Raw genomic sequence first — 24,640 nt, 5'->3', positions numbered from 1 at the left:
AATCATGGCCGGACCGTCAGACCGAGAGGCCCTGGCGAACCGCGAGGTCGAAGCCGTGGATGACACCACGCAGCTCGGCGAGCCCCTTGAGCCTGCCGATCGCAGAATAGCCCGGACGCGTTCCCGCCTTGTCGACATCGTCCAGCATGAGATGCCCGTGGTCCGGCCGGAATGGTATGTCGCTGTCGTGCCGCCCCTCCGCCCGGCGGCGCAGCTCTTCCCGCCTCAACGCGAACACGACGGCCGTCATGTCGCTGCTGCCGCCAAGATGCTCCGCTTCATGGAATATCGTTGCGGATTCGCGCTTCACATTGCGCAGATGCGCGAAATGGATGTCGGGACCGAGCTCATGAACCATCGCCGGCAGATCGTTCGCCGCGCGTACGCCGAGCGAGCCGACGCAGAAGGTCACGCCATTGGCGGGTGACTTGACGCCCGAGACAATGCGCCTCAACTGCTCGCTCGTGCCGGCAACACGCGGCAGACCGAACAGGTTGATGGGCGGATCGTCCGGATGGATGCCCATGCGCACGCCATATTCCTCCGCCACCGGAACGACCTCACGTAGGAAATCGAGAAGCGTGGCGCGATAGTCATCCTCGGTGATGCCCTCGTAGCGCGCAAAGGTCTCCATGAATCCCTTGCGCGAATAGGCGATCGTGCCTCCGGGAAGTGGCGCGAGCACGGTGGCTTCCAGTTGAGCCTTGCGCTCCGGCGACATCGCGCGGAAACGCTGTTCGGCCTGTTCGAGCATCGCTGCGTCATAAGCGGCTGCGGCGTTTCCACGCTCGAGGATGAACAGATCACAGGCCGCGAAATCCGTGAGGTCGAAGCGTAAAGCCAATCCGCTCGGCAGGGGATAGCGGAGATCGGTGCGCGCCCAGTCGATCACGGGGATGAAATTGTAGCAGACCACCTTCACTCCGGCGGCGGCCACCGCGGCGAGGCTCGCCTTGTAGTTGTCGATATGCTGGTGCCAGAGCGGACCCCGCACCTTGATGTCATTGCTGACCGGAATGCTTTCGACGACATCCCAGGTGAAGCCGGCGGCGCGGATCAGATCCGAATGAAGCCGCACCGCGTCGTCATGCCAGGCCTCACCATCGGGAATGTGATGCAGCGACGAGACGATGCCGGCTGCGCCAGCCTGGCGCGCGCCATCGAGCGATACCGGATCGGATGGGCCGAACCATCTCCATGTGGCTTTCATGTCCGCGTTCCTTCGTCAGCCGAGCTCAGCGCACCGCCGAGGCGGGCACGTCATCCATGCCGTCGCCGACCGAAAGGACCTTTTCCGCCCTGTCGAGGATGACAGCCCCATTGGCAAGAAGGCGCGACTGGAGCTCCGACACCTTGAAGCCGCGGGTCGATGTCCCCTTGGCGCAGGCCAGTGCCGCCGCGGTGCCTGCGGCCTGGCCCATCGCCATCGCCGTCACCGTCACGCGGCTCGAGGCCAGCGCCGAACCATCGGCCGAGTGGCAGCGGCCCGCGACCAGCATATTGTCTATTCCGCGCGGCAGCAGGGTGCCGTAGCCGATGTCATAGGGGCGTACGATCTCGTGCATATGGTAGCCGGAGGCATGTTTGGGATGGCGGTCGCGCCACCAGCAGCCGAGCGCGATCACGTCCTTCTGGCTGCGTTGCTGATCGATGTCATCGCCCGTCAGCCTGCTGTCGCCCGCGATCCGGCGCGTCTCGCGCACGCCGGCAAACGGCCCGGTGCTCGATAGGTACGAATCCTTGAACGCCGGCACATGCCGCTTGAAAAGATCGAACATGAGCGCCGCATCGATGCGGCCCTGCACCTCCGCGCGGGTCAGGTCCTCGGGATTGATGCCACTGCCTGCCGCGCGGCAGGCGTTCACATAGACCTCGCTGTCCGCTTCCAGCCTGCCGATCCACGGACCGCCATAAAGGGCAAGATCGCGCTTGCGATGCGCTTCCTTCAACGCGGCGCTGCACTGGTCGCGCGTGTCTTTGTCGATGTGGACGTTGCCGATGCGGAAATGCAGGCTCATCGGCTGCATCTCGTCATCCATATCGAAATCGGCGCCGGCATAGGCGGCGGCGTCGGCATCGCCCGTGGCGTCGACCACCATTTTCGGCGTGACCACGCTGAGGCCCGCCTTGTTGGCGATGACCACGCCCTCCACGCGGCCGCCCTTGCAGATCACATCGACGACCTGGGTATAGTAGAGCACCTTCGCACCGCTTTCGGCGAACATGCGGTCGGCCTGCCGCTTGAAACCTTCGAGGTTGAAGCGGATCTTGTTCCGATTTGGCGTATCTCGCAGCTCGCGCAGTTCGTTGCTGGGGCTGAACGCCCTCGTCATCACATCGCTGCCGCCACCCGTGGCCCCGCGCGCGAATTCCTCGACGATGCCGCCGACGACCGGCAGGCCGCTCCGCAGATCCACGAAGCCGTCGAAGGACGCTCCAATGACGCCGGTAATGTAGCCGCCCGAAAAGCCGAAGCGCTCTATGAGAAGGACGGAGGCGCCTTCACGCGCGGCGGCGATGGCCGCCACCGTACCGGCGCAGCCCGCGCCACAGACAAGCACATCGGGACTGGCCGAAACGCCAAGGCTCCGGGAATACTGCATGGTCAAGCTCCAAAAGCATGATCGGGTTCTTGTGGGACAGCCGGGCCAGCCGGCCGTGCAGCAGCACGCTCGCGGTTCCCCTTGAACCGCAGGCGGTTCAGCCTTTCATTCCGGACAGGGTGATGCCCCGCACGAAAAAGCGCTGGGCCAGCGCGAAGATGATGATGACAGGCAGGATCATGGTCACCGTCCCGGCCATGACGAGATGCCATTGGCTGGCGACATCGTCGCCGGTAATCAGGCTATAGAGCCCGAGTGGCAGCGTGTATTTGGACGTATCGTTGATATAGAGCAGCGGCGAAAGGAAATCGCCCCAGCTCTGCTCGAAGGCGAGGATCGCCACGACGGCGAGCGCCGGCTTCGAGAGCGGCAGCACAACCTTCCACCAGATCTGCAGCTCATTGGCGCCGTCGATGCGCGCGGATTCGATGAGAGCCTTCGGAAGGCCCCGGAAGAACTGGTGCAGCAGGAAGATGAAAAAGGCGTGCGTGCCGAGGTATGACGGGATGATCAAGGGATAATAAGTATTGATCCAGCCCAGTTGCTTGAAAATCAAGAACAGCGGGATCATCCGCACCGCGAACGGGAACATCATGGTCGAGAGCATGATGAGGAACAGAGCCCGGCGTCCGGGGAAACGCAGCTGGGCGAAGCCGTAGGCGATGAAGGCGCTGGACAGGACGTCGCCGGCAACCGACAGAACCGAAACGACGAGCGAGTTGAGCATATAGCGCGCGAAGGGAAAGGCCTCGACCATGACGGTCCAGTAGTTTTCCCATGCCACGGGCTGCGGCAGCACGCGCATCGGCTCGTAGAGCTGCCCTTGGGTCTTCAGCGAGGTTGCCGTCAGCAGCACCACCGGCAGCAGCCAGATGGCGCTCAGACCGAAGAGGACGATGAAGCGGCCGCGTTCCGACCACCATTGCTCAGACGCGGTCATAATTCACCCACTTGTCCGAGGTCTTCATGATGAGGATGGTGAGCGACAGGATGATCGCCACCAAGACCAGCGCCATGGCGGATGCGTAGCCCATCTCGAGGTATTCGATGCCGCGCCGGTAGAGGTACATGATGTAGACCATGGTCTGGCCGGCGGGCCCGCCGCGCGTGAGGATGAAGACCGCGGCGAAGACCTGAAACGAATTGATAATGCCGATGATGAGATTGAAGTAGATCGTGGGCGTGAGCATCGGCAGCGTCACGAAACGGATCCGCTGCATGAAGCCCGCGCCATCAAGGTCGGCCGCCTCGTAAAGTTCCTTCGGAATGTCCTGCAGGCCCGCCAGGAAGATCATCATGGTATGGCCGATCTGCCAGACACTGAGGCTCACGATGGCGAGCAGCGCGAACTTCTCGTCACGCAGCCAGTTTGGTGCGACGACGCCGAACCAATCGCGCAGCGCTGGATTGACAAAGCCGTATTGCGGATTGAGCAGCCACAACCACAGGATCGAGGCTGCGACCAGCGGCACGATCGCGGGCAGGTAAAGGGCAAGCCGGAAGAGCCCGATGCCCCGCGCCTGCGTGTTGATCAGCATCGCCAGCACCAGGCCGACCGCGATGCAAGCCGGCACACGGATGAGCGAGTATTCCACGGTGACGGCGAGGGAATTTCGGTACTCGCCGTCCTCGAAGAGCATACGGGTGAAATTACCAAGCCCGGCCCAGCGTGGAGCCGAAACCACGTCGTAGTGGGACAGACTGAGATAGAACGTGGCCAGAATCGGCCCCAGAGAGAAGAGCGTGAAGCCGATGAGCCATGGCGCGATGAACAGATAGCCCCAGAGCGCTTCACGCGTCGAATGGCTCAGGCCAGAAGCCTTGTGGCGCACGCGACGCGCCGACGCTGGCCGTTGCTGGACGATGATCTCGGCCATTTTCCATATCCGGTTGGTGGCTGGTGGGGGCCGCAATGGGGCGCCCGCGTCGTCAATGGATCAGTTCGTGCGGGCGAGGATCGCCTTCACATCCGTGGCCGCCGTCTTCAGGGCATCCTCGGGCGTCTGGTTGCCAAGAAGCACCGCTTCCTGCATCTGCTGCAGGCGGACATGGACCTGCTGGAAGGCACTTGGCGCCTGGCGCGACTGCACGAGATCGCCATTGGCCTTGAAGGCTGCTGCAAAGGCCTCCGGTACGTCCACCTTGCAATTGCGCAGCGGCGAGTCGACGCGCTTCTGCACGGTGAAGAATGTGCAGGCGCCGCTACCGCCGCCGATGAACTGGAGGAGCTTCCACGCGCCTTCCCGGTTCTTCGCGCCTTTGGGGATGGCATAGCCGGGCGTGCCATAGGCCAGATAGCGTTCCGTCGCCTGCGGATTGTCGCTATTGATCGGAGCGACAAACACGCCAACCTTGTCGAGCATCTGCGGCGCATCCTTGGCCATGATGTTGTAGAGGAACGGCCCGTCCATGATCATCGCCATCTTGCCGGCGTAGAAACTGGGGCGCAGGTCCTTGAAGGTCGAGCCGAACTGGCGCACCGCGTTCGGCCATCCGCCGGCCGTGCGTTGCGAGAAGCCGAGCATCCATTTCAGCGTGTCGAGGCCCTGGGGCGAATCGAAGGCCACGCCCTTGGCATCCGGCGTCAGCACCTCGCCGCCATTGCGCGACAGCCATTCGATGAAGGCATTCTCCGAGCCGCTGCCCGTCGAGCAGTTCAGGCAGATGTTGACGCCGAGCTGGGAGATAACGTCGCCCTTGCGGACCGTGGTCTTGGCTGCCGCCTCCTCGAGCTCTTTCCAGGTCTTGGGCGGGTTGTCGGGGTCGAGCCCGGCCTTCTGGAAGAGCTCCTTGTTGTACCAGATCATCAGGGAGGTCGGCACCTTGAACGGGAACTGTATGAGCTTGCCGTCGAAGCGCGAGCCTTCGATACCGCCGGCGTAAAAGATCTCGTCGAGCTTCAGCCCGTCTCGCGCCACGAGGTCGTCCAGCGGCCTGAACGCGCCGAGCCCCGCCCATTTCGGAAAGTCGTTGGCCTGCGTCATGTAGAGATCCGGCACGTCGCCGGAGGCGACCGCCGTCAGCATCCGCTGCGCGGTCGTATCACTGCTGAGCGTGACGTTCTCAACGACATATTGCGGATTCTGCTTTTCGAACTCATTCAGAATGGAACGGAGCTGCGCCGTGCGGCTGCCGTCCCAGTTGTTCCAGAAGACGATCTTCTCCGCCGCAAAGGTCGGACTCGCCGAAAGGGCGAAACCGACAGCCGCGGCGGCCGACAGCAACGCATGAACAAGCGGTTTCCTTGTTGACACGGCTCTACCTCCCTGTGGTTATTCTGGCGCTTGGCGCGCTCAGTCTTTGCTTTGGTCGTTCCTGATGCGGCGGGCCCAGGAATTGCTGAGATGCCGGCGCATCGCGATACGGGCAGCATCCGGATCAGAGGCCCGGATCGCCCTGAGAACATCGGCGTGCTCTGTCAGCACGAGGCCGAGGCGCTCGGCCTTGTTCTTTTCCTTTGTCACATTTGACGTGACCTCGATCCATGCGGGCATCACCACTTCCAGCATCTCTTGAAGAAGCGGAAGGCCGGCGGCCTGCGTGATGGCGCGGTGGAATCGCACGTCGCAGGACAGCGCCCCCAGCCAGTCGGTCCCCTCCACCTTCTGGCGCGCCTCCGCGAGCGTTGCTTCAATCTCGTCGAGATCAGCCTGCGTCCGTTTTGCAGCCGCCCTTGCGGCCGTTTCACCTTCAAGTATGCCGCGCACATCAAACAATTCGGCAATTCGGTGCGCGTTCATCGACGCCCAGACATTGAATGGTTGTGCCAGGGGATTCTCGGAAACGAACGTTCCGCGTCCCTGCTCGATGCGGATCGTGCCGGTCGCTTGCAGCGATTGCATCGCCTCTCGCACGACCGTCCTGCTGACACCGAACATCTCCGAAAGCACAGGCTCGGCAGGAAGCCGTGACCCGGCGACCAGTTCCTTGCTGCGGATGAAGCCGAGCAACTGATCGATGACGAACTCACGACGGCCGCTGTCATTGAGCCTTGTAACCCGCATAAAATCCCACCTCGAAGCTGAATACATAATACGTATGACGAATTATGTATTGCCGTCAAGTGAGTCTCTCGGCGGGTCGTGCCGAATTGAGCCGGATCGCGAAGCCGCGCCTTGCAGGACGCCCGACGCGCTGGCCAGGCCCTTGTTCGATCGGGTTGCGACGTGCCGAAACGGCCCTCGTCGGCGGCGGCCATTTTGGTGGGGATCGGCCCCGGCAGTGGTCGGGGCAGCTTGCCGAACGGCCGCGCCGCGCCCTTCCGACAGGCAGCCCCAACGTCCCGCGACCAAGGGATCCAAGACAGCGATTTCATTCCTGGCCGCCCACGTCATTCTTGACATATCCGTCAAACTTGACAGTCTCGTCGCGACTGAAGCTGGGATTTGGAGGATGCCGTTTTGATCGAGCTTCTGTATTGGACGACGCCGAATGGCCATAAGATCGTGATCGCGCTGGAGGAGCTCGGCCTTCCCTACCGGATCACCCCCATCAACATCTCAACCGGCGAGCAATTCAAGCCAAGTTTCCTCAAGGTCAGCCCCAACAACCGCATCCCGGCGATCATCGATCACGCGCCGGACGACGGCGGTGAACCGCTCGCCGTTTTCGAATCCGGCGCCATCCTCGAGTATCTCGCTGATAAGACCGGCAAGCTCCTGCCGCAGGAACGACGCCCGCGGTTCGAGGCGCTGCAATGGCTCTACTGGCAGATGGGCGGCCTCGGTCCCATGGCGGGCCAGGCGCACCATTTCCTTCACTACGCGCCGGAGGATGTCGCCTATGCCAAGGATCGCTACGTGAAAGAGGCCAATCGCCTCTACGGGGTGCTCGATCGCCGGCTCGCCGATCGCGCCTTTGTTGGCGGGGACTTCTCCATCGCCGACATCGCCATCTATCCCTGGGTGCGTTCCCATGCGCGTCACGGGCAGGATCTTTCCGAATTCCCGGCCATCCATCGCTGGTACGATGCGATGGGCGCCCGCACCTCGGTCGTCCGGACCTATGAAATCGCCGACACGATCAACAAGGCGCCGACCGTCAGCAAGGAAGCGCAGAGCGTCCTGTTTGGCCAGACGGCGAACTCCCACGCCCCGCGGCCGTGATCGGCCTCGGGGCCCTGGTCGGATGGCCGAGACCCAGATGAGCGATGACATGCTGAAACTCTATGAACTGGCCGGCGCGGACGAAGCAGTGCGTTTCAGCCCGCATTGCTGGAAGACCCGCATGGCGCTAGCCCACAAGGGGCTCGAGGCCGAGCGCATTCCCTTTCATTTTACCGACAAGGATGTCATCGCTTTCTCCGGCCAGGGCCTTGTGCCGGTGCTGGTCGACGGAGAGACGGTCGTCCATGATTCCTGGCAGATCGCCACCTATCTGGAAGAGCGCTTTCCCACGCCCACGCTGTTCGGCGGCGACACCGGCCGCGCCGTTGCCCGCTTCGTCAACGCCTGGGCCGACGGCACGCTCGGTCCCGTCATCGCCAGGGTCATCGCCCTCGACATCCACAGCCGCATCGCGGCGAAAGACCAACACTACTTTCGCGAGACCCGCGAGAAGCGGTTCGGGATGTCCCTGGAGGCCTTCGCGGCCGAGCCGGGAACCCATGTCGCGGCGTTGCGCCAGGCTCTGGCGCCGCTGCGCTTCACCTTGCGGCAACAACCCTTCCTCTGCGGCGAAGCCCCGGCCTATGCCGACTTCAGCGTCTTCGGCATGATGATGTGGGCGCGCTGCATCAGCCCGATCGAGCTCCTGGAGCAGGACGATCCGGTTTTTGCCTGGCGGGAGCGCCTGCTCGACGCCCATGACGGCCTCGCCCGGAATGCGCCACGCGTCGCATGACGGGCATGCGGCCGTGATGGACGGCGTCGCGCGATTGCCTGCCGCGGCGATACGCGACACGATCGTGACGCCTCGCGTCACCGTCCGCGTCGGGCCGCCACGCATGGCAGGGACGCGTTGAGGCTGATTGCTAACGCGACGGCGCAGACGTAAGTCACCGCCGTCACGGGATGGCTGCACCTTCGCCTGCCGCGCCGTCAACAGCCTCCAGGTCGAGCGTTATGCATCAGCCCACCCCAGCCGCCCAGCCGCAGATGCGGTTTCGCGCCTTGCTGACAATCACGGCAGCAAGCGCCGCGTCGCTCGCGGTCGCGATGGGAATCGGGCGTTTCGCTTTCACCCCGGTCCTGCCGATGATGCTGCACGACGGGGTCGTCGACCTGGAAAGCGGCAGCTATCTCGCGACGGCAAATTATCTCGGATATCTCGCGGGGGCGATGATCTGCACCGCGCTACCGCGCAGCTCCACGCGGCAACTGACCGTCGCGATCCGGCTCGGCCTCATCGCGACTGCGCTGCTCACGGCGGGAATGGCGTGGCAGGCCAGTGTCTTCTGGGGCCCCTTCCGCTTCCTGTCGGGCGTGGTCAGCGCGATCGTCTTCGTTTTCACCAACGACTGGTGCGTTCGCGAGCTCGCACGCCGCGGCAAGCCAAATCTCGCGAGCCTGATGTTCATCGGCCCGGGACTCGGGATCATGCTCTCAGGCCTCGCCGCCAGCGGCATGGTGGCCGCGGGCTGGCGCGCATCCGACGCATGGCTTGCCTTCGCAGCCCTGGCGCTTGTGATGATCGCCTGTGTCTGGCCGGCCTATCGCAGGTCGGCCGCGGAGTTGCCCGCCCCCACAGCGGCCGCGTCCGCGACGCGGACTGAGCATCAGGGAGCGGTGACGGCTCAATCCCAGCAGGCCGATAAAACGCCGCGGGAAAGCTCGAGCGAGATGGCCGTCTTCGCCGTGGCCTACGGTTTCGCCGGCTTCGGCTATATCGTCACCGCGACCTTCCTGCCCGTCATCGCCCGCGACGCCTTGCCGGGTTCGGCCTGGCTTGACCTGTTCTGGCCGATTCTCGGAGCCTCGGTCGTGGTCGGCTGCATCATCGGCACGCGCGCCCCGCCCTGGATCGACTATCGCGCAGCCCTCATCGCTGCCTATCTCGTGCAGGCACTTGGCGTCGCCCTCACGCTCGCCTGGCCGAGCGTGACCGGCTTCGTCATCAGCAGCATCCTCGTCGGCTTGCCCTTCACGATCATCTCCTTCCTGGCAGTCCAGGAGATTCGCCGCCTGCGACCGCACCACGTTTCGCGATTTGTGGGGCTTCTCACCGTGACCTACGGAATCGGCCAGATCGCCGGCCCCCCGCTTGTCGGTATCCTCGTCGGTCAGGTGGGGTCGCCCAGCCTCGGCTTTGCCATCGCGCTTGGCGTGGCGGCCTCCTCGCTGGTGTTCGGGGCTCTGCTCTTCGCGCTGATGATCCGCCTCTGGCCCATGCCAAAGACCGACCCATACCGCAGATAAGCAGCCCCGGCTGATCCCGGCCACGGATGCACCAAGCCGGCCGCTCCGATCGTCGCCGGCGGCCAAGAGGCCGATGTGCCCCGCGCGGGCCTTGTGCGCCTCCGCGTCCGACCTGCGCACCATGATCACCCTGTCCATTGATACATCGACGGGACTCGTTTTCAGCGCAACGGTGCCGGCTTGAATACGGCGAATGAGAATTCCTGCGCTGAATTGTCTGCATGCGACGCGAGCCCGTAGGAGGGCAGCGCTCAATGGCGCACACCGTTCGAAGATGTGGCGGGTGCGTTTGAACGCGCTTAGCGTGCATCGGCCCTTCTGGATCGATAATGTCTCGCCCACATCATTCAGGAGCGCGCACGAGGGAAGTCATGGTTGGCGAAATTCGGCTTGTGCTGTCGGCGGACGAGATTCTCGCGCATCCGCATTTCGGAACGGCGCGCGACATTTATATCCGCGAGATGCTCGAACTGCACGAGAACCAGCCGACAGAGAACCGGCTGCTCATCGATGGTGGAACCGCATCCATTTTCTTCAGCGTCATCATCATGAACGCCGGCTATCAACCTCATGTCCGCTCGACGTGGCCGACCATGCAGCTTCTGAAGAGCCAGATGGAGACCCATGGCATTGCAAGCGGTCGTCGCACCCACGACATCGTCCGCCGCCTTATAGACCTGGGATATATCACGACGTTCACAACGCAACGCGACCGGCGCAGCACCCTGCTCGCGCCGACCGACAAGATGCTGGCGCATGATCAGCGCTCCCTGATTGTTTATTTCCATCCCCTGCATGCGCTTTTTCCCCATCCTGGATATCCGGAGCCGATGCGACGGGACCGAGCCTTTCATCGCGTGGCGCGGGAAGTCAGCATTGCCTTTCTGGCGCACGCACAACAGTTCATCCGGGCCAATCCGGTGATCACGTTCTTCCTGCCCCGCCAGGCCGGTCATATGATTCTGACTAAGCTCATGCATTTGTGCGGCGATGAGGATGATCACGGGGTGCCGAAGGTGTCCTTCGTTAGGATTGGCGACAGTTTCGGCGTATCGCGCACCCATGTCCGCAAGTTGTTGCGCGAGGCGGAGAGCTTCGGCTTTGTCCGTCTGTCCGGCGACAGTGTCGCCGTCACGCCTGCCTGCCGTTCGGGCTTCGCGCGATTTCTGGCCGATACGATGGCCGGTAATGATCTTGTCTATCGATTGGCCATGGCGAAACTGGCTTCGACGGCGGTCGCCGGCACGCAATCTGCCGGCCCAGCCTTGGCGGATCTCTCGAGCAGCACGGCTTGAATCGACCAGCCGACGCCATACAAGCTATTGCAGGCGAAAAGTTCCATAACACTTCCGGGACGACGCTTTTAATGTCCATTCAGTTTGCGCAGAGCCTCCGACGGAGTGGTCGATCAGGTGACCGACAACACCGGTGCTTTCGGCGTTGCCTGGGGCCCTGCCGGCATGAGAGGCAGCATCAGCGCAACTGCGGTTGGAATGTCACCATCGGAGAATGTCATGGTACCCATTGTTATCTCAGAGGGGATTGCGCGCATTCACGTCCAGGGCGCGACTGATCCGGCGGTCAACTGGCTGGGCGCCTTTGCGACCTGCGGTGGGCATGGGGCGACCCAGTCCTCCACGATCGTCTACGAAATCCCTGTGGGCGGGCGCCTTGGCTGGCACACGGATGCCACCGAAGAGACCCAGTACATCCTGTCCGGGAAAGGCGAACTATTGATGGAGGATGGTACCCAGGCCATCGGACCGGGAAGCGTCTTCGCCCTGCCGCCGAATGTGCGGCACGACATCGTCAATACGGGCAACGAGACGCTTCACGCCGTCGCGTTCTTCGCCGCGGCCATGTTCACCCAAACCTTCGATCAGGTCATGCTGCCCCCTAACACGCACGTACTCGGCACGCCCAACCGGGAGGGCTGAGCGGCTGCCGCGGTGCGGGGCGGCTTCCGATCAATCAACGCTCATCATGATTTGCCGGCGCCCCAGAAGGGGCTGCCGGGGATGAGCAGCGCCTGGAGCACCGGCATGTCTCCGCCGGGGAATGTAACAGGCAGAGTTTCATCGCATGATCAGCAGGACTGCAGCAATGCTCCGCCGCCCATCCGGCTGTTTGCGGATCTGCCCAGAAGTGGCGCGCTCTAGGGGAATCGAACCCCTCTCTCCACCGTGAAAGGGTGGCGTCCTAACCGATAGACGAAGAGCGCTCCGGCAACAGGCCGATCGCTCGGCTGCGTTGGCGCGAACATATAGAGGCCTTCGCAACGGGCCGCAAGCCTTCCTGCAAGTCAAATGATCACCGATTGCCATAACTCACAGGAAGATCGATCAGCGGCAGCCGTGACGGGCAACCGCAGCCTCGGTCAGCGCACCGGCTCCGCCACGTCGAGCACGCGCAGGCTCACTTTGACCTGCCCGCCCCAGGTATCCAGCGCCAGGGTGCCTGCCACATGGAGCATACGTCCGCGCGCGCCCAGCAGTGCCTGCCCCAGCGGGCGGTCGGCACTGCGGAAGGCCATGCCGCCAAGGCTGGTGCCATCCCCGCTCTTCAGCGTTACGCGAACATGCCCCTTGACTTCGGACACGTCCGCCAGCCGGTGGTGGGGAAAGGCGAAGACGGGCTCCGGATTCCCGGAGCCATAGGGACCCGCCTGGGCGATGCCGGCGACGAGCGCCGGATTTGCGCCGCCGGCCGTCACGGCCGCATCGATTGCAAGGCCGCTGTCGATGCGGGCCTCCGCGACCGTGGCCGCCAGCATGCTGTCGAGATAGGCCGCGAACGGCTGAAGGCCGTCGGAACTGAGCGTGACGCCGGCGGCCATCGCATGCCCGCCACCCTTGACGGCGAGCCCCGCCTCCACCGCCGCGCGCACGGCGCGGCCGAGATCGACACCCGGGATCGAGCGGCCGGATCCAGTCCCGCCCCCCGGCGTCAGGGCGAAGGCGAAAGCCGGCAGACGGAAGCGCTCCTTGAGGCGGGCCGCGACGAGCCCGACGATGCCCGGATGCCAATCCGCGGATGCGACAACCAGGACCGACGCATCTCGCTCCCCAAGCTGGCGCTCCGCCTCGGCTGTCGCCTCTTCCACGGCCTGCTGTTCGATGACCTGGCGCTCGCGATTGAGCCGGTCGAGCTCTCCGGCGATCTGCGCCGCCGCCAGACTGTCGTCGGTGAGCAGCAACTTGGCGCCAAGGGCTGCATCGCCGATGCGGCCGCCGGCATTGATGCGCGGCCCGACGAGAAAGCCGAGATGCCACGCCTCCGGCGGGCCGCGCAGCGCAGCCGCATCGAGAAGCGCCGTCAGTCCCGGCCGTCGCCGCTGCCGCATCACGCCGAGCCCCTGGCGGACGAAGGCGCGGTTCAGGCCTTCGAGGCGCACCACATCGGCGACCGTGGCGAGGGCGACGAGATCGAGATCGCCGAGGAGATCGGGCGGGCCGCCGCGCCCGTCCCAGAAGCCCTCGCCGCGCAGGCGCCGGTTGAGCGCGACGAGCACCATGAAGACGACGCCGGCGGCCGCGAGATGGCCCAGGCCGGAGAGATCGTCCTGGCGGTTAGGATTGACGATCGCTGTCGCCTGCGGCAGCTCCTGCGGGGCCTGATGATGGTCGATCACCAGGGTGTCGAGGTGAAGCCGAGCCGCCTCGGCCAGCGGCTCGAAGCTCGTCGTGCCGCAGTCGACCGTCACCAAGAGGTGCGCGCCCTCCGCCTTCAGAGCCCTGATGGCCTCCACATTCGGCCCGTAACCCTCGGTGATGCGATCGGGAATATGAATGATGAAGCGGGTGCCGCAACGCGCGAGGAAACTGGCGAGCAGCGCGGTGGAGCAAGCGCCATCGACGTCGTAGTCACCGAAGATCGCCACCGTCTCCTGACGGGCGATCGCTTGCGCCAGCCGGTCGACGGCCGCCTCCATATCCCGCAGGACTGAGGGATCCGGCATGAGGTCGCGCAACCGCGGTTCGAGATAACCGGAGGCCTCCTCGCCTGCGATACCGCGCGCCGCGAGGATCCGCGCCACGACATCCGGCAACCCGTGGGACTGGACCATGGCGAGCGCCGTCGCCGCGCCGACATCATCGAGCCGGTCGCGCCACGTCTGCCCGAGTGCGGACTGGGCCACACCGAGGAAAGGTCTGGGGACAGAGGTCGGGGACGTTGGAATCACCGGGTGACTTTAGAGGCGCGCGCGCCGCATGGAAATGAGGCGCGATCATCTGTACCCGGCTTATCCCGCATGGGCCATATCAGGCCTAGAGCAAATCCGGCTTAGATGGAATCGTCTGACCATCTAAGGCGATGAATTTGCTCGTCAATTTTCGAGCGTTGCCAAGTCCGCGACAGACGGACTTGCTCTCGAGTCGGCAATTGTTGAATCACCTGAATCGCTTGGCAGCCGGAGCTGCGAAACTGAATCCGCCACATCGAAGCTCGGACAATGATTCACTATTCACGCATAATACATTGCGCTCAAAGCGTTTTTCCGCGCAAAGACGCGCCGGAGGCAGCAATCTCGCCTGCCATCCCGGAACCGGCAAAGCCGGTGTCCGGGATCCATGAACACGACGGTGGCCCGAGGTTGCTCCACGGCTTCCCCCCGGACGAAGCCGCAGCACACGGCGTCCTCCGGAAGACGCGCAATCAGCCGAGATGGAACTTATCGAAGTTCCGGTGTTCGGCGCTGATGCGACGAACCGTGCCGGTCGCCGAACGATAAACGAGCGTATCGGTCTCGATGAAGCTATTGCCGAAGCGCACCCCCGAGAGAAGCGCGCCGTCGGTCACGCCCGTGGCCGCGACGACGACATCGCCCGAGGCCATGTCCTCGATCTGATATTTCCGGTTGGGGTCGGAAATACCCATCTTCGCCGCGCGCTCGAGCTGCTCGGGCGTGTCCAGAATGAGCCGCGTCTCCATCTGCCCGCCGACACACCGCAGGGCCGCCGCCGCAAGCACGCCCTCGGGGGCCGCGCCGATGCCCATGTAGATGTCGATGCCCGTCTTCTCCGGCATGGTGGTGAAAATGACCCCCATGACATCACCGTCGGTGATGAGCCGCACGGCGGCGCCGACGCGCCGGACGGTGGCGATGAGATCCGCGTGGCGCGGCCGGTCGAGGATAAGGACAGTCAAATCCTCAACCTTGACGCCCTTGGCCTTGGCGAGGGCGTTCAGGTTGTCCTCAGGCGATGCGTCCAGGCTGACGAGCCCGCGCGGATGGCCCGGGCCAATGGCGATCTTGTGCATATAGGCGTCCGGCGCGTGGAGCAGCGTGCCCTCTTCCGCCATCGCCATCACGGCGATGGAGCCCGGCATGTCGCGCGCGCAGAGCGTGGTGCCCTCCAGCGGATCGACCGCGATATCGACTTTCGGGCCGGATTTGTTGCCGACCTTCTCGCCGATGAACAGCATGGGCGCCTGGTCGCGCTCGCCCTCGCCGATCACCACCGTGCCATCGATGGCGAGGCGGTTGAGCTCGCGGCGCATGGCATCCACGGCCGCCTGGTCGGCCGCCTTCTCGTCGCCGCGGCCGCGTAGCTTAGCCGCCAGAACAGCCGCGCGCTCGGTGACCCGCACCAGCTCCAGCGTCAGGATCCGCTCAATATGCGGGTTCGGCTTGGGGCTGCTAGGATTGGTCATCAGCTTTCGCTCCTGCGCATCGCTTTGATTGTACTATTCCCGCTCGATCCGGATGATCTGCGGTGTTTCGACGACGTATCCGTCACCCACCACCTTATCGATGGCCTGACGCACTGCGGCCTCTGTCGTCGCGTAGGTGATCAGGACGACGGGAACCGGCGCGCCGGACCTGCCCGTCGGATCACGTGTCGCTGCATCTTCAGAGCGGTGCTGCACGATGGATTCGAGCGAAATATCGGCTTCGGCGAAGCGGCCGACGATCGAGGCGGCGGCGCCCGGACGGTCGTTCACCGTAAGCCGCACATAATAGCCGCCATGGTGGAGCTGCATGGGTGCACGCTCGGCCTTGCGGAGCTGGGCCACCGGGAGCACGAAAGGCATGCCGCCCGATCCACGGGCGATATCGGCGATGTCGGCCACGACGGCGGAGGCCGTCGCGTCGCCACCGGCGCCCGGGCCGATCAAGGTGATCTCGCGCACGGCGTCGGCTGCGATGGTCACTGCATTGGTGACACCCATGACCTGGGCAATGGCCGAGGTCAGCGGCACCATGGTGGGGTGGACGCGCTGCTCTATGCCCGTTGCCGTGGCCTCGGCGACACCGAGCAGCTTGATCCGGTAGCCGAGTTCCTGGGCCATGCGGATATCGATGGGTGAGATCGCCGAGATGCCCTCCACATGGATCGCATCGGCATCGACCGCTGCGCCAAAGGCAAGGCTCGTCAGGATCGCCAATTTGTGGGCGCTGTCGAAGCCGCCGATATCGAAGGTCGGGTCGGCTTCCGCATAACCGAGGCGCTGCGCCTCGCCCAGGCAGACATCGAAGCTCAAGCCTTCGGCTTCCATGCGCGACAGGATGTAGTTGCAGGTGCCGTTGAGGATGCCGGAAATCCGGGTGATGGCGTTGCCCGCCATGGCCTCGCGCAGGGTCTTGACGATCGGCACGCCACCGGCAACGGCCGCCTCGAACTGCAAGGAGACACCCTTGGCCTCCGCAAGCGCAGCGAGCTCGCTGCCGTGGCGCGCGAGCAGGGCCTTGTTGGCGGTCACCACATGTTTGCCGGCCTTGAGGGCCGCCTCGACGGCAGCCTTGGCGGTGCCTTTTTCACCGCCTATGAGTTCGATGAAACAATCGATCTCAGGCGAAGCGGCAAGCGCAACGGGATCGTCAAACCACGTGAAACGATCGATGTCGAAGCCGCGGTCGCGCGCCCGGTCGCGGGCGGAGACGGCCGTGACCCTTACCTCGCGCCCTGAACCTGCGCTCAAGCTCCTGGCGCGGCGATCGAGCATGAGCACGGCGGATGCACCCACCGTGCCAAGGCCGGCGATGCCTATGCGAAAAACTTGAGTCATCGTTCGTTAAGACCAGGCCTGATGTTGGTTCCCGCAGGAACATGCGCCAGCATGCGGCGGCCTGTCCGCTCCTGCTGATCGGCACAAGGGTGTGGAAGCCGTTGGCTCCACACCCATTTGCGATCTAGCGGTGAGCCGCCAGTGGCACGACGTTGTGCAACGTTTTCTCCGCGGTTTCAAGGAAGCGCCGCAGATTTCGCGCCGCCTGGCGGATACGCTGCTCGTTCTCCACCAGCGCGATGCGCACGAAATCATCACCATGCTCGCCAAAGCCGATGCCCGGTGCGACCGCCAGATCCGCCTTCTCAATCAGCAGCTTGGAGAACTCCAGGCTGCCGAGCGACCGGAACGGCTCGGGAATTTCAACCCAGGCGAACATCGAGGCGCTCGGCGCAGGAATCTTCCATCCCGCCCGCGCGAAAGCATCGACCATCACGTCGCGCCGGCGGCGATAGGTGTCACGCATCTCGACAATGCAATCGTCCGGGCCGTTGAGCGCAGCCGTCGCCGCCACCTGGATCGGCGTGAAGGCGCCATAGTCCAGATAGGACTTGACCCGCGCCAGCGCCGCCAGCAGCCGCTCGTTGCCCACCGCAAAGCCCATGCGCCAACCGGCCATGGAATAGGTCTTCGACATGGAGGTGAATTCCACGGTCACGTCCATCGCCCCCGGCACCTGCAGCACGGACGGCGGCGGTTCGCCGTCGAAGTAAACCTCGGCATAGGCGAGGTCCGACAGGAGAATCAGCTCGTGCTTCTTGGCGAAGGCGACGAGATCCTTGTAGAAATCGAGCGACGCCACATAGGCCGTCGGGTTCGAGGGATAACAGACCACGAGCGCGATCGGTTTCGGAATCGAATGCACGACCGCCCGTTCGAGCGCCGGAAAAAACGCCGGCGTCGGCTCTGCGGGCACCGAGCGGATCACGCCGCCCGCCATGAGAAAGCCGAAGGCGTGGATGGGATAGCTCGGGTTGGGCACGAGCACCACGTCGCCCGGTCCGGTGATGGCCTGCGCCATATTGGCGAAGCCTTCCTTCGAGCCCAAGGTAGCCACGACCTGGGTGTCCGGATTGAGCTTCACGCCGAAGCGGCGCTCATAATATCCGGCCTGCGCGCGCCGAAGCCCACCGATCCCCTTGGAAGCGGAGTAGCGATCCGTGCGCGGACGCCCCGCCGTCTCGACCAGCTTCTCGACGACATGCCGAGGAGCGGAGAGATCGGGATTTCCCATGCCGAGATCGACGATATCGGCGCCATTGGCCCGGGCTGCGGCCTTAGCTCGGTTCACCTGCTCAAACACATAGGGGGGCAGACGCTTGATGCGGTGAAAATCCGACATGGCTTCGTTCCAATCAATGGTCCGGGACGACTCTCTCGCGTAGTGGACCGATGTTGTGAGGCCCCCGCCAAGGGCACAGGCTCTTTCTTCAACCGCCGGCGACGCGGCTGAATATCGTCTCGCCCCCATGCGCCAGCAGCGGTATGATGGCGCAGGATCGCTTATATATAACGGCTTTCGTTCCAAAGGCGTTTATTGCGTTTCAAATTCTAGCAGAAACGTAACTGTCCGACATGTCCCACCAGTCGTCAGTCGCCCGATGCGGCCTTGCTCGACCAGATTCCTCATTCCTGCGGCAGGGCCGGCGGCTTCGGAATGGGGCGGGCGTTGGTCTCGGCCCCCATCGACCGGGCCGTCGTACCCGCGGCCTCATTGGCTTGCCGGCGGGCATCGATGCTCTGCGCGAGCGCATCGACGTCGGACTTCGGCCTTGCCTTGGAGGGACGGTCGGGCGCGCGAACGCCAACGGGCATATAGCCGACATCGTCGCGCCGATTGTCCCGCACGAACTGCGCCGGCTCCGGCTCCTTGGCGCCGAAGCCCGTGGATACCGCGACATCGCGCACGGGATTGCAGGCGGTGAGGCCGCCGAGCACAACGGCAAGAGCGATGGCAAGGCGGGCGACCTTCGCCTGCGGCGCAAAAACCATCATCATCTGCCTCTTGTCATGCGTCTGCAGCACCTGCATCTCAATACCCGCTGTCCACCTGCGTCGCCAGAGGTGCCTTTGTAATCGAACTGGCTTTAATATTAAGTCGAAAATATGAGACGCGCGGGTATCGACGATGCATTCGCCCCTGAATGGAGCCGACATGACGAAGACCACCGACAAGGAACCGCGTGACGCGGGCTTGACGGATCTGGATGAGCTCTCCCGCAACATCGCACAACTCGTCGAGGAAGCGGGCAAGGCAACCGCTGCCTATCTCCGCCCCCTGGAGGAAAACGGTCCGAAGGTTGGCAAGGCCGACGAGGTCAGCGATGTCGTCAAGACCATGAGCCAGCTCGCCGAAAAATGGATGTCCAATCCGCAGAAGGCAATCGAGGCCCAGGCCAAGCTGACGTCGAACTTCCTGGCCCTGTGGAGCGCGAGCCTGAAACGGCTTGGCGGCGAGGCGAGCGAGCCGATCGTCAGTGCCCATCCGCGCGACAAGCGCTTTCTCGACCCGGAATGGCAGGACAATCCGGTGTTCGATTTCGTCAAACAGGCCTATCTCATCAGCACGACCTGGGCCGAGCAGATCGTCGAGGGCGCCGAAGGGCTCGACGACCATACGCGCGACAAGGCCCGCTTCTATGTGAAGCAGATCGGCAGTGCGCTTTCGCCGTCGAATTTCCTCACGACCAACCCCGAGCTCCTGCGCGAGACCGTGCGCGAGAACGGCGCCAATCTCGTACGCGGCATGAAAATGCTCGCCGAGGATATCAAGGCCGGGAACGGCGAACTGAAAATCCGCCAGAGCGACCCCACCCGCTTCAAGCTGGGTGAGAACATAGCGATCACCCCCGGAAAGGTCATTTTCCGCAATGAGATGATGGAATTGATCCAGTATGCGCCAGCGACCGCCACGGTGCTGCGCTGCCCCGTCCTGATCGTGCCGCCCTGGATCAACAAATACTACATTCTCGACATCAACCCAGACAAATCCCTCATCCGCTGGATGGTGGGACAAGGGTTGACCGTGTTCTGCGTTTCCTGGGTGAACCCGGATGCGAGCCTCGCCTCGAAGAGCTTCGAGGACTATATGCGCGAGGGGCTTTTTGCCGCGCTCGATGCCATCGAGCAGAACACCGGAGAGAAACGGGCAGCGGTCATCGGCTATTGCATCGGCGGCACCATGCTCTCGATGGCGCTGGCCTATATGGCGGCGCAGGGGATCGATCGCGTCGTCGCCGCCACCCTGCTCACGGCACAGGTTGACTTCTCCCGCGCCGGCGATCTCAAGGTCTTCATCGACGAGGAGCAGATCGCGGCGGTCGAGGAGAAGATGAAACCGGTCGGCTATCTCGAAGGCATGCATATGAGCACGACCTTCAACATGCTGCGGCCGGACGACCTGATATGGCCCTACTACGTCAACGTCTACCTCAAGGGGCAGGCACCCTACCCCTTCGACCTCCTGCACTGGAACAGCGACCCGACGCGCATGGCGGCGGCGACGCATTCCTTCTATCTCCGGCGGTGCTATCTCAACAACGACCTGGCGCGCGGCAATATGTCGATCGACGGCATCAAGCTCGACCTCGGCAAGGTCACTCTCCCCGTCTACAGCCTGGCGACTCGAGAAGACCACATCGCACCCGCCCGTTCCGTGCATCTCGGCGCCCGCCTGTTCGGCGGCCCGGTGCGACTGGTGATCGCGGGGTCCGGCCATGTCGCCGGCGTCGTGAACCCACCCCACAAGAACAAGTATCAGTTCTGGACGTCGGACGCCCCACTCGGCAGATCCCTGGAGGAATGGCTGGCGGGCGCAAAGGAGACGCCAGGCTCGTGGTGGCCGGACTGGCACCGCTGGCTCGAGGCCCTGGCGCCCGAGCGTGTTCCGGCGCGTGACCCGGACCACGGCAGGCTCAAGCCGCTCTGCGATGCTCCCGGCACCTATGTGCAAGTCGTCTCCTGATGTGACAGGGAGCCGCTCCGCGTCCAATCAGTACGTCGCGGGCGTATAGCGATCGACGAAGACGGGGCGGGCCGCCGCATCCCAACGATAGCGCCAGGCGAAGGAAATGACATCGACGGACGATTTGCCGTCGGCGATGAAGGTCGATCCATTGAAGTCTTCGTAGGCCCCGGTGATCCGGACTGGGGCCTGCCGCATGAACTGGCGCGAATAGCCGATGTCGAGGCCGAGTTTGTCGGTGGCCTGGTAGCTCGCGCCGAGGGAGGCCCATAGCTTGTCTGAATCGATCAGCCGGGGGCTGCGCGCCTCGTTGGTGACTGGCGACGTCTCGAAGCCGACGCCGGCACGCATCGTCACGCCTTCATGCCAGAGATATTCGGCACCGAGGGACAGGAAGGTGCCATCCCGGTAGCCGAACGCCAGGCTGCTGACTGGCAGCCCGGTGGCCCGGCTGATGACGGCGGAGCGCTCCATCCGGCTCCAGTTGGTCCACTCGCCCGTCGCCAGGATCGTCCAACGGGGATTGAGCATCTGGGAGATCCCCAAGCTCAGCGTTTCCGGCAGGGTTATGCCGGCCGTGATCGGGACGGGAATGCCCGGTGTCCCAGCCCATTGACCCGAGATCTCATGGTGCACGGCCGAGCGGAAGCCGATGCCGACCATCGTGCCAGGCCTTGGCTGAACCGTCGCGCCCAGCGAGAAGCCGACACCGAGGTCATTACCTTGCAGAATGGCGCTGGGAGCTCCCGGCGCTCCATTCACAGCCTGTTTGAACGTCAGGTCAAGATATTGCGCCGTCACCCCGGCGCCGAGCGTAAGCCAGTCGTTCACACGATAACCAACGGTCGGTGTAAACGCCGCACTCGTCAGCCGCGAGGAGCGCGCGTAGGATTGCCCGGCCCAGTCCTGCCGAGGCTTCGAGCTGAAACCGTAAGGCGTGTTCAGCGCGGCACCGATCCACAGCGCCTCATTAATCTGGTAGCTTCCGTAAGTCGCCGCCACATAGCGCCCCTGGCCCATCTCCCCGGATGACCAAGGCGAGCCGCCGGCGAGATCCGCCGCCATGAGCGTGTGCCAGTCGGGCGACAGGCGCGCCTGCGTCCGCGCGAGGCTGATGTCGCTTTCGCTTTGCAGACCGGGAAACAAGGCGATCGATGCCGGATTCCAGACGATGGAGCCAAGGCCGCCGCTTCCTGCAGCCACCCCCGCGAATGCAGCTCCCTGACTGCGGGCATTCTGCTCCCGCACGCCGATAGCGCCGGCCGCGGCACTTCCGCTCCCGCCAAACAGGCCGAGAGCCAAGGCCACCGCCCACCACCAGAGCCGCCAACCACTCATCCCGATGCTCCATGATCGCAATTGGTAACGGTTTCAGGCGAGGCCGCTGGCCAGCGCCCGACACATACGCAACGCAACCTCCTCGCACCGCCGGTTCGGCGCCTTCCTTTCCCTATGCCGATGTTGCCAAGGCCTCCGCCGCCGAGAAACGCGCTGCCAAGGCCGATGCCGAAGATCCGGCCTGTTCCCCAGCTGTCCCAATCTCGCCAATCCCGTGCGGGAATCAGCCGCTTTTCGGCTTCGCATGTTGGGCGACGAAGACGGGTAAATACAACTTAAAGTTTATTTCTTCAGATCGCATTCAAATAACGGTTGCTTATTTCATCCAACATGTCAGGTCGCACTTGCGGCATTTGCCGAAGGCGTTACACATCTCACCAGCAAACAGGAGTGAACGCTGATGAAGCTTGTGCGTTTCGGCAAGGTGGGTGAAGAAAAGCCTGGGTTGATCGATGCTGACGGGACGATCCGTGACCTCAGCGGCGTCGTACCGGACATCTCTGGACCCTACCTGTCCAAGGAGAAGCTCGCGGAACTCGCCAAGCTCGATCCGGCCTCGCTGCCGAAGGTCGATGCCGGTGTCCGCCTCGGCCCCTGCGTCGGCAATGTCGGCAATTTCATCGCGGTTGGCCTGAACTACGCCGACCACGCTGCCGAAACCAATTCGCCGATCCCAAGCGAGCCCATCCTTTTCAACAAGGCCCGGTCATGCATCGTCGGCCCGAATGACGACGTGATGGTGCCCTTCGGCTCCGAGAAGATGGACTGGGAAGTCGAGCTCGCCATCGTCATCGGCAAGACCGCCTCGAATGTCTCGGAAGCGGATGCCCTCTCGATCGTCGCCGGCTTCTGCCTCTGCAACGACGTGTCGGAGCGCGCCTGGCAGACCGAGCGCGGTGGCCAATGGATGAAGGGCAAGGGCTGCCCGACCTTCGGTCCGCTCGGTCCGTGGCTGGTGACCCCCGACGAGATCGCCGACGTGCAGAACCTCGGCATGTGGCTCGACGTCAACGGCAAGCGCATGCAGACCGGCTCGACGAGCACGATGATCTTCGGTGCGCTCTATCTCGTGCACTACATCTCGCAATTCATGCGGCTCGAAGCCGGCGACGTCATCACCACCGGAACGCCGCCCGGCGTCGGCATGGGCATGAAGCCGCCGGTCTATCTGAAGGCCGGCGACATCATGACGCTCGGCATCGAGGGCTTGGGATCGCAGCGCCAGACCGTGGTGCCCTACAAGGCCGGCTGATCGTCGTCCCAAGCATCCGACAGAACAAGAAGCCCGGCCTGATCCGATCAGGCCGGGTTTTTTTGGCGATGATGTGTAATGGACGACCGCCGCTCTACTGTCCCAGCATCAGCTTGATGTTCTGGACAGCGGCGCCGGATGCGCCCTTGCCGAGATTGTCGAGCCGGGCGACGAGCACCACACGGCCACCATCCTTGTCCGAGAACACGAAGATTTCGAGATTGTCCGTGTTGTTCAAGGCTTCGGCATCGAGGCGTCCGCCGATGGCATGGGAGCCCTCGATCCCGATGACCCGCACGAATTCGCAATCACGATAGCGGGCCGCGAGAGATGCCGCGAGATCGTCCGCCGGCGGCTGTGCCGGCAAGGCCGACAGATTGAGCGGCACGCTGACGAGCATGCCCTGCCGGAAATTGCCGACCGAAGGAATGAAGATCGGTGCCACATCCAACCGGCTCAGCGCCGTGATCTCGGGCAGGTGCTTGTGGTCGAACCCCAGGCCGTAGAGCTCGAAGGCAGGTGCGCGGCCCGCCTCGTAGGCCTCGATCATCGTGCGACCACCGCCGGAATAGCCACTGACCGCGTTGATCGTCAGCGGATAATCCGGGGGAATGAGGCCACAGTCGACGAGTGGTCGCAGAAGCGCGATCGCACCCGTGGCGTAACAACCGGGATTGGAGACAAGCCGCGCGGCGCGAATCGCGTCCGCCTGGCCCTCGGCCAGTTCGGCGAAGCCGTAGGTCCAAGCCGCGTCGGTACGATGGGCGGTGCTCGCATCGAGGATGCGCGGTGCATCGGCGCCGAGATCCCGTGCGAGTGCGACGGCCTCACGCGCCGCCGCATCCGGCAGGCACAGCACCACGAGGTCGACGGCCGCCATCATGGCCTGGCGCGCCTTTGCGTCCTTGCGCAATTCGGGATCGATGCTCTTGACCGTGATGCCGCTGAGCGACTGCAGGCGTTCGCGGATACCAAGGCCGGTCGTTCCCGCCTCTCCATCGATGAAGATGCTTGGCACGGTTCCATCCTTGAAGGACGCGGCACTCATATCGGGCACTCCTGGTGACCTTCGGACACGCGACACCGATCGGCGTCCGGCATCTCCGTCGATGTACGG

The 24,640-nt window shown here is 63.9% G+C and carries 20 protein-coding genes and 1 tRNA gene; 7 read left to right on the top strand and 14 right to left on the bottom strand.

What is annotated here, in order from left to right; genetic code table 11:
* Positions 1 to 16 precede the first annotated feature (16 nt).
* The 6 genes from uxuA to C7450_RS17735 all read right to left on the bottom strand — a co-directional run bounded on the left by uxuA (position 17) and on the right by C7450_RS17735 (position 6,634).
* A complete protein-coding gene (gene uxuA / locus C7450_RS17760; RefSeq protein ID WP_110375791.1) occupies positions 17 to 1,210 on the bottom strand; it encodes a mannonate dehydratase in 1,194 nt (397 codons plus the stop codon).
* A 25-nt stretch (positions 1,211 to 1,235) separates the two neighbouring features.
* Positions 1,236 to 2,603 carry an FAD-dependent oxidoreductase gene (locus tag C7450_RS17755; protein WP_110375790.1) on the bottom strand — a complete coding sequence of 456 codons (1,368 nt, stop codon included), beginning with the start codon at positions 2,601 to 2,603 and terminating at the stop codon, positions 1,236 to 1,238.
* A gap of 97 nt (positions 2,604 to 2,700) precedes the next feature.
* Positions 2,701 to 3,543, bottom strand: coding sequence for a carbohydrate ABC transporter permease (locus tag C7450_RS17750; RefSeq protein WP_110375789.1), 843 nt, complete (start codon positions 3,541 to 3,543; stop codon positions 2,701 to 2,703).
* A complete protein-coding gene (locus C7450_RS17745; RefSeq protein ID WP_110375788.1) occupies positions 3,530 to 4,480 on the bottom strand; it encodes a carbohydrate ABC transporter permease in 951 nt (316 codons plus the stop codon). Before C7450_RS17745 ends, C7450_RS17750 begins: the two co-directional genes overlap by 14 nt.
* A 60-nt stretch (positions 4,481 to 4,540) precedes the next feature.
* Positions 4,541 to 5,857, bottom strand: a complete 1,317-nt coding sequence (locus C7450_RS17740; RefSeq protein ID WP_110375787.1) for an ABC transporter substrate-binding protein — start codon at positions 5,855 to 5,857, stop codon at positions 4,541 to 4,543.
* A 39-nt stretch (positions 5,858 to 5,896) separates the two neighbouring features.
* Entirely contained in the window at positions 5,897 to 6,634 is a 738-nt protein-coding gene (locus C7450_RS17735) for a FadR/GntR family transcriptional regulator (protein WP_110375786.1), read from the bottom strand.
* A gap of 369 nt (positions 6,635 to 7,003) precedes the next feature.
* Between C7450_RS17735 and C7450_RS17730 the strand changes: the two genes are divergently transcribed.
* The 5 genes from C7450_RS17730 to C7450_RS17710 all read left to right on the top strand — a co-directional run bounded on the left by C7450_RS17730 (position 7,004) and on the right by C7450_RS17710 (position 11,895).
* The gene (locus C7450_RS17730) at positions 7,004 to 7,708 is read left to right on the top strand and encodes a glutathione S-transferase N-terminal domain-containing protein (protein ID WP_110375989.1); all 705 of its coding nucleotides are present in this window, start codon (positions 7,004 to 7,006) and stop codon (positions 7,706 to 7,708) included.
* Between the two features lie 37 nt (positions 7,709 to 7,745).
* Entirely contained in the window at positions 7,746 to 8,444 is a 699-nt protein-coding gene (locus tag C7450_RS17725) for a glutathione S-transferase family protein (protein WP_110375988.1), read from the top strand.
* A gap of 221 nt (positions 8,445 to 8,665) precedes the next feature.
* A complete protein-coding gene (locus tag C7450_RS17720) occupies positions 8,666 to 9,958 on the top strand; it encodes a YbfB/YjiJ family MFS transporter (protein WP_245449879.1) in 1,293 nt (430 codons plus the stop codon).
* Positions 9,959 to 10,329: 371 nt separating this feature from the next.
* The gene (locus C7450_RS17715; protein ID WP_245449877.1) at positions 10,330 to 11,253 is read left to right on the top strand and encodes a hypothetical protein; all 924 of its coding nucleotides are present in this window, start codon (positions 10,330 to 10,332) and stop codon (positions 11,251 to 11,253) included.
* Positions 11,254 to 11,472: 219 nt separating this feature from the next.
* Positions 11,473 to 11,895 carry a cupin domain-containing protein gene (locus C7450_RS17710; protein WP_110375987.1) on the top strand — a complete coding sequence of 141 codons (423 nt, stop codon included), beginning with the start codon at positions 11,473 to 11,475 and terminating at the stop codon, positions 11,893 to 11,895.
* A gap of 209 nt (positions 11,896 to 12,104) precedes the next feature.
* Here C7450_RS17710 and C7450_RS17705 read toward each other — a convergent pair.
* The 6 genes from C7450_RS17705 to C7450_RS17680 form a co-directional block, all read right to left on the bottom strand.
* Positions 12,105 to 12,179: transfer RNA gene (locus C7450_RS17705), tRNA-Glu, on the bottom strand.
* A 156-nt stretch (positions 12,180 to 12,335) separates the two neighbouring features.
* Positions 12,336 to 14,024, bottom strand: coding sequence for a single-stranded-DNA-specific exonuclease RecJ (gene recJ, locus C7450_RS17700; RefSeq protein ID WP_245449923.1), 1,689 nt, complete (start codon positions 14,022 to 14,024; stop codon positions 12,336 to 12,338).
* A gap of 590 nt (positions 14,025 to 14,614) precedes the next feature.
* Positions 14,615 to 15,613, bottom strand: coding sequence for a class II fructose-bisphosphatase (glpX, locus tag C7450_RS17695; protein WP_110375783.1), 999 nt, complete (start codon positions 15,611 to 15,613; stop codon positions 14,615 to 14,617).
* A 33-nt stretch (positions 15,614 to 15,646) separates the two neighbouring features.
* Positions 15,647 to 16,969, bottom strand: coding sequence for a homoserine dehydrogenase (locus C7450_RS17690; protein ID WP_110375782.1), 1,323 nt, complete (start codon positions 16,967 to 16,969; stop codon positions 15,647 to 15,649).
* A gap of 124 nt (positions 16,970 to 17,093) precedes the next feature.
* Positions 17,094 to 18,311: an LL-diaminopimelate aminotransferase gene (locus C7450_RS17685; protein ID WP_110375781.1), complete on the bottom strand. Its 1,218-nt coding sequence runs from the start codon at positions 18,309 to 18,311 to the stop codon at positions 17,094 to 17,096.
* A gap of 284 nt (positions 18,312 to 18,595) precedes the next feature.
* Positions 18,596 to 18,994: a hypothetical protein gene (locus tag C7450_RS17680; RefSeq protein WP_146227382.1), complete on the bottom strand. Its 399-nt coding sequence runs from the start codon at positions 18,992 to 18,994 to the stop codon at positions 18,596 to 18,598.
* A gap of 130 nt (positions 18,995 to 19,124) precedes the next feature.
* Between C7450_RS17680 and phaC the strand changes: the two genes are divergently transcribed.
* Complete coding sequence (gene phaC / locus C7450_RS17675) at positions 19,125 to 20,933, top strand: class I poly(R)-hydroxyalkanoic acid synthase (RefSeq protein ID WP_110375986.1); 1,809 nt, start codon at positions 19,125 to 19,127, stop codon at positions 20,931 to 20,933.
* Positions 20,934 to 20,960: 27 nt separating this feature from the next.
* Here phaC and C7450_RS17670 read toward each other — a convergent pair whose 3' ends face one another.
* Positions 20,961 to 22,271 carry an OmpP1/FadL family transporter gene (locus tag C7450_RS17670; protein WP_110375779.1) on the bottom strand — a complete coding sequence of 437 codons (1,311 nt, stop codon included), beginning with the start codon at positions 22,269 to 22,271 and terminating at the stop codon, positions 20,961 to 20,963.
* 400 nt (positions 22,272 to 22,671) lie between these two features.
* Here C7450_RS17670 and C7450_RS17665 point away from each other — a divergent pair, with 400 nt between their 5' ends.
* Positions 22,672 to 23,523, top strand: coding sequence for a fumarylacetoacetate hydrolase family protein (locus tag C7450_RS17665; RefSeq protein WP_110375778.1), 852 nt, complete (start codon positions 22,672 to 22,674; stop codon positions 23,521 to 23,523).
* Positions 23,524 to 23,617: 94 nt separating this feature from the next.
* Here C7450_RS17665 and argC read toward each other — a convergent pair whose 3' ends face one another.
* On the bottom strand, positions 23,618 to 24,571 hold the full coding sequence (gene argC, locus C7450_RS17660; RefSeq protein ID WP_110375777.1) for an N-acetyl-gamma-glutamyl-phosphate reductase: 954 nt from the start codon (positions 24,569 to 24,571) through the stop codon (positions 23,618 to 23,620).
* Positions 24,572 to 24,640 lie beyond the last annotated feature (69 nt).

This window comes from Chelatococcus asaccharovorans, from assembly GCF_003201475.1.
GTDB classification, from domain to species: domain Bacteria; phylum Pseudomonadota; class Alphaproteobacteria; order Rhizobiales; family Beijerinckiaceae; genus Chelatococcus; species Chelatococcus asaccharovorans.
The sequence above is the reverse complement of the archived record's forward strand: the minus strand, read 5'-3'. Positions and strand labels throughout refer to the sequence as shown.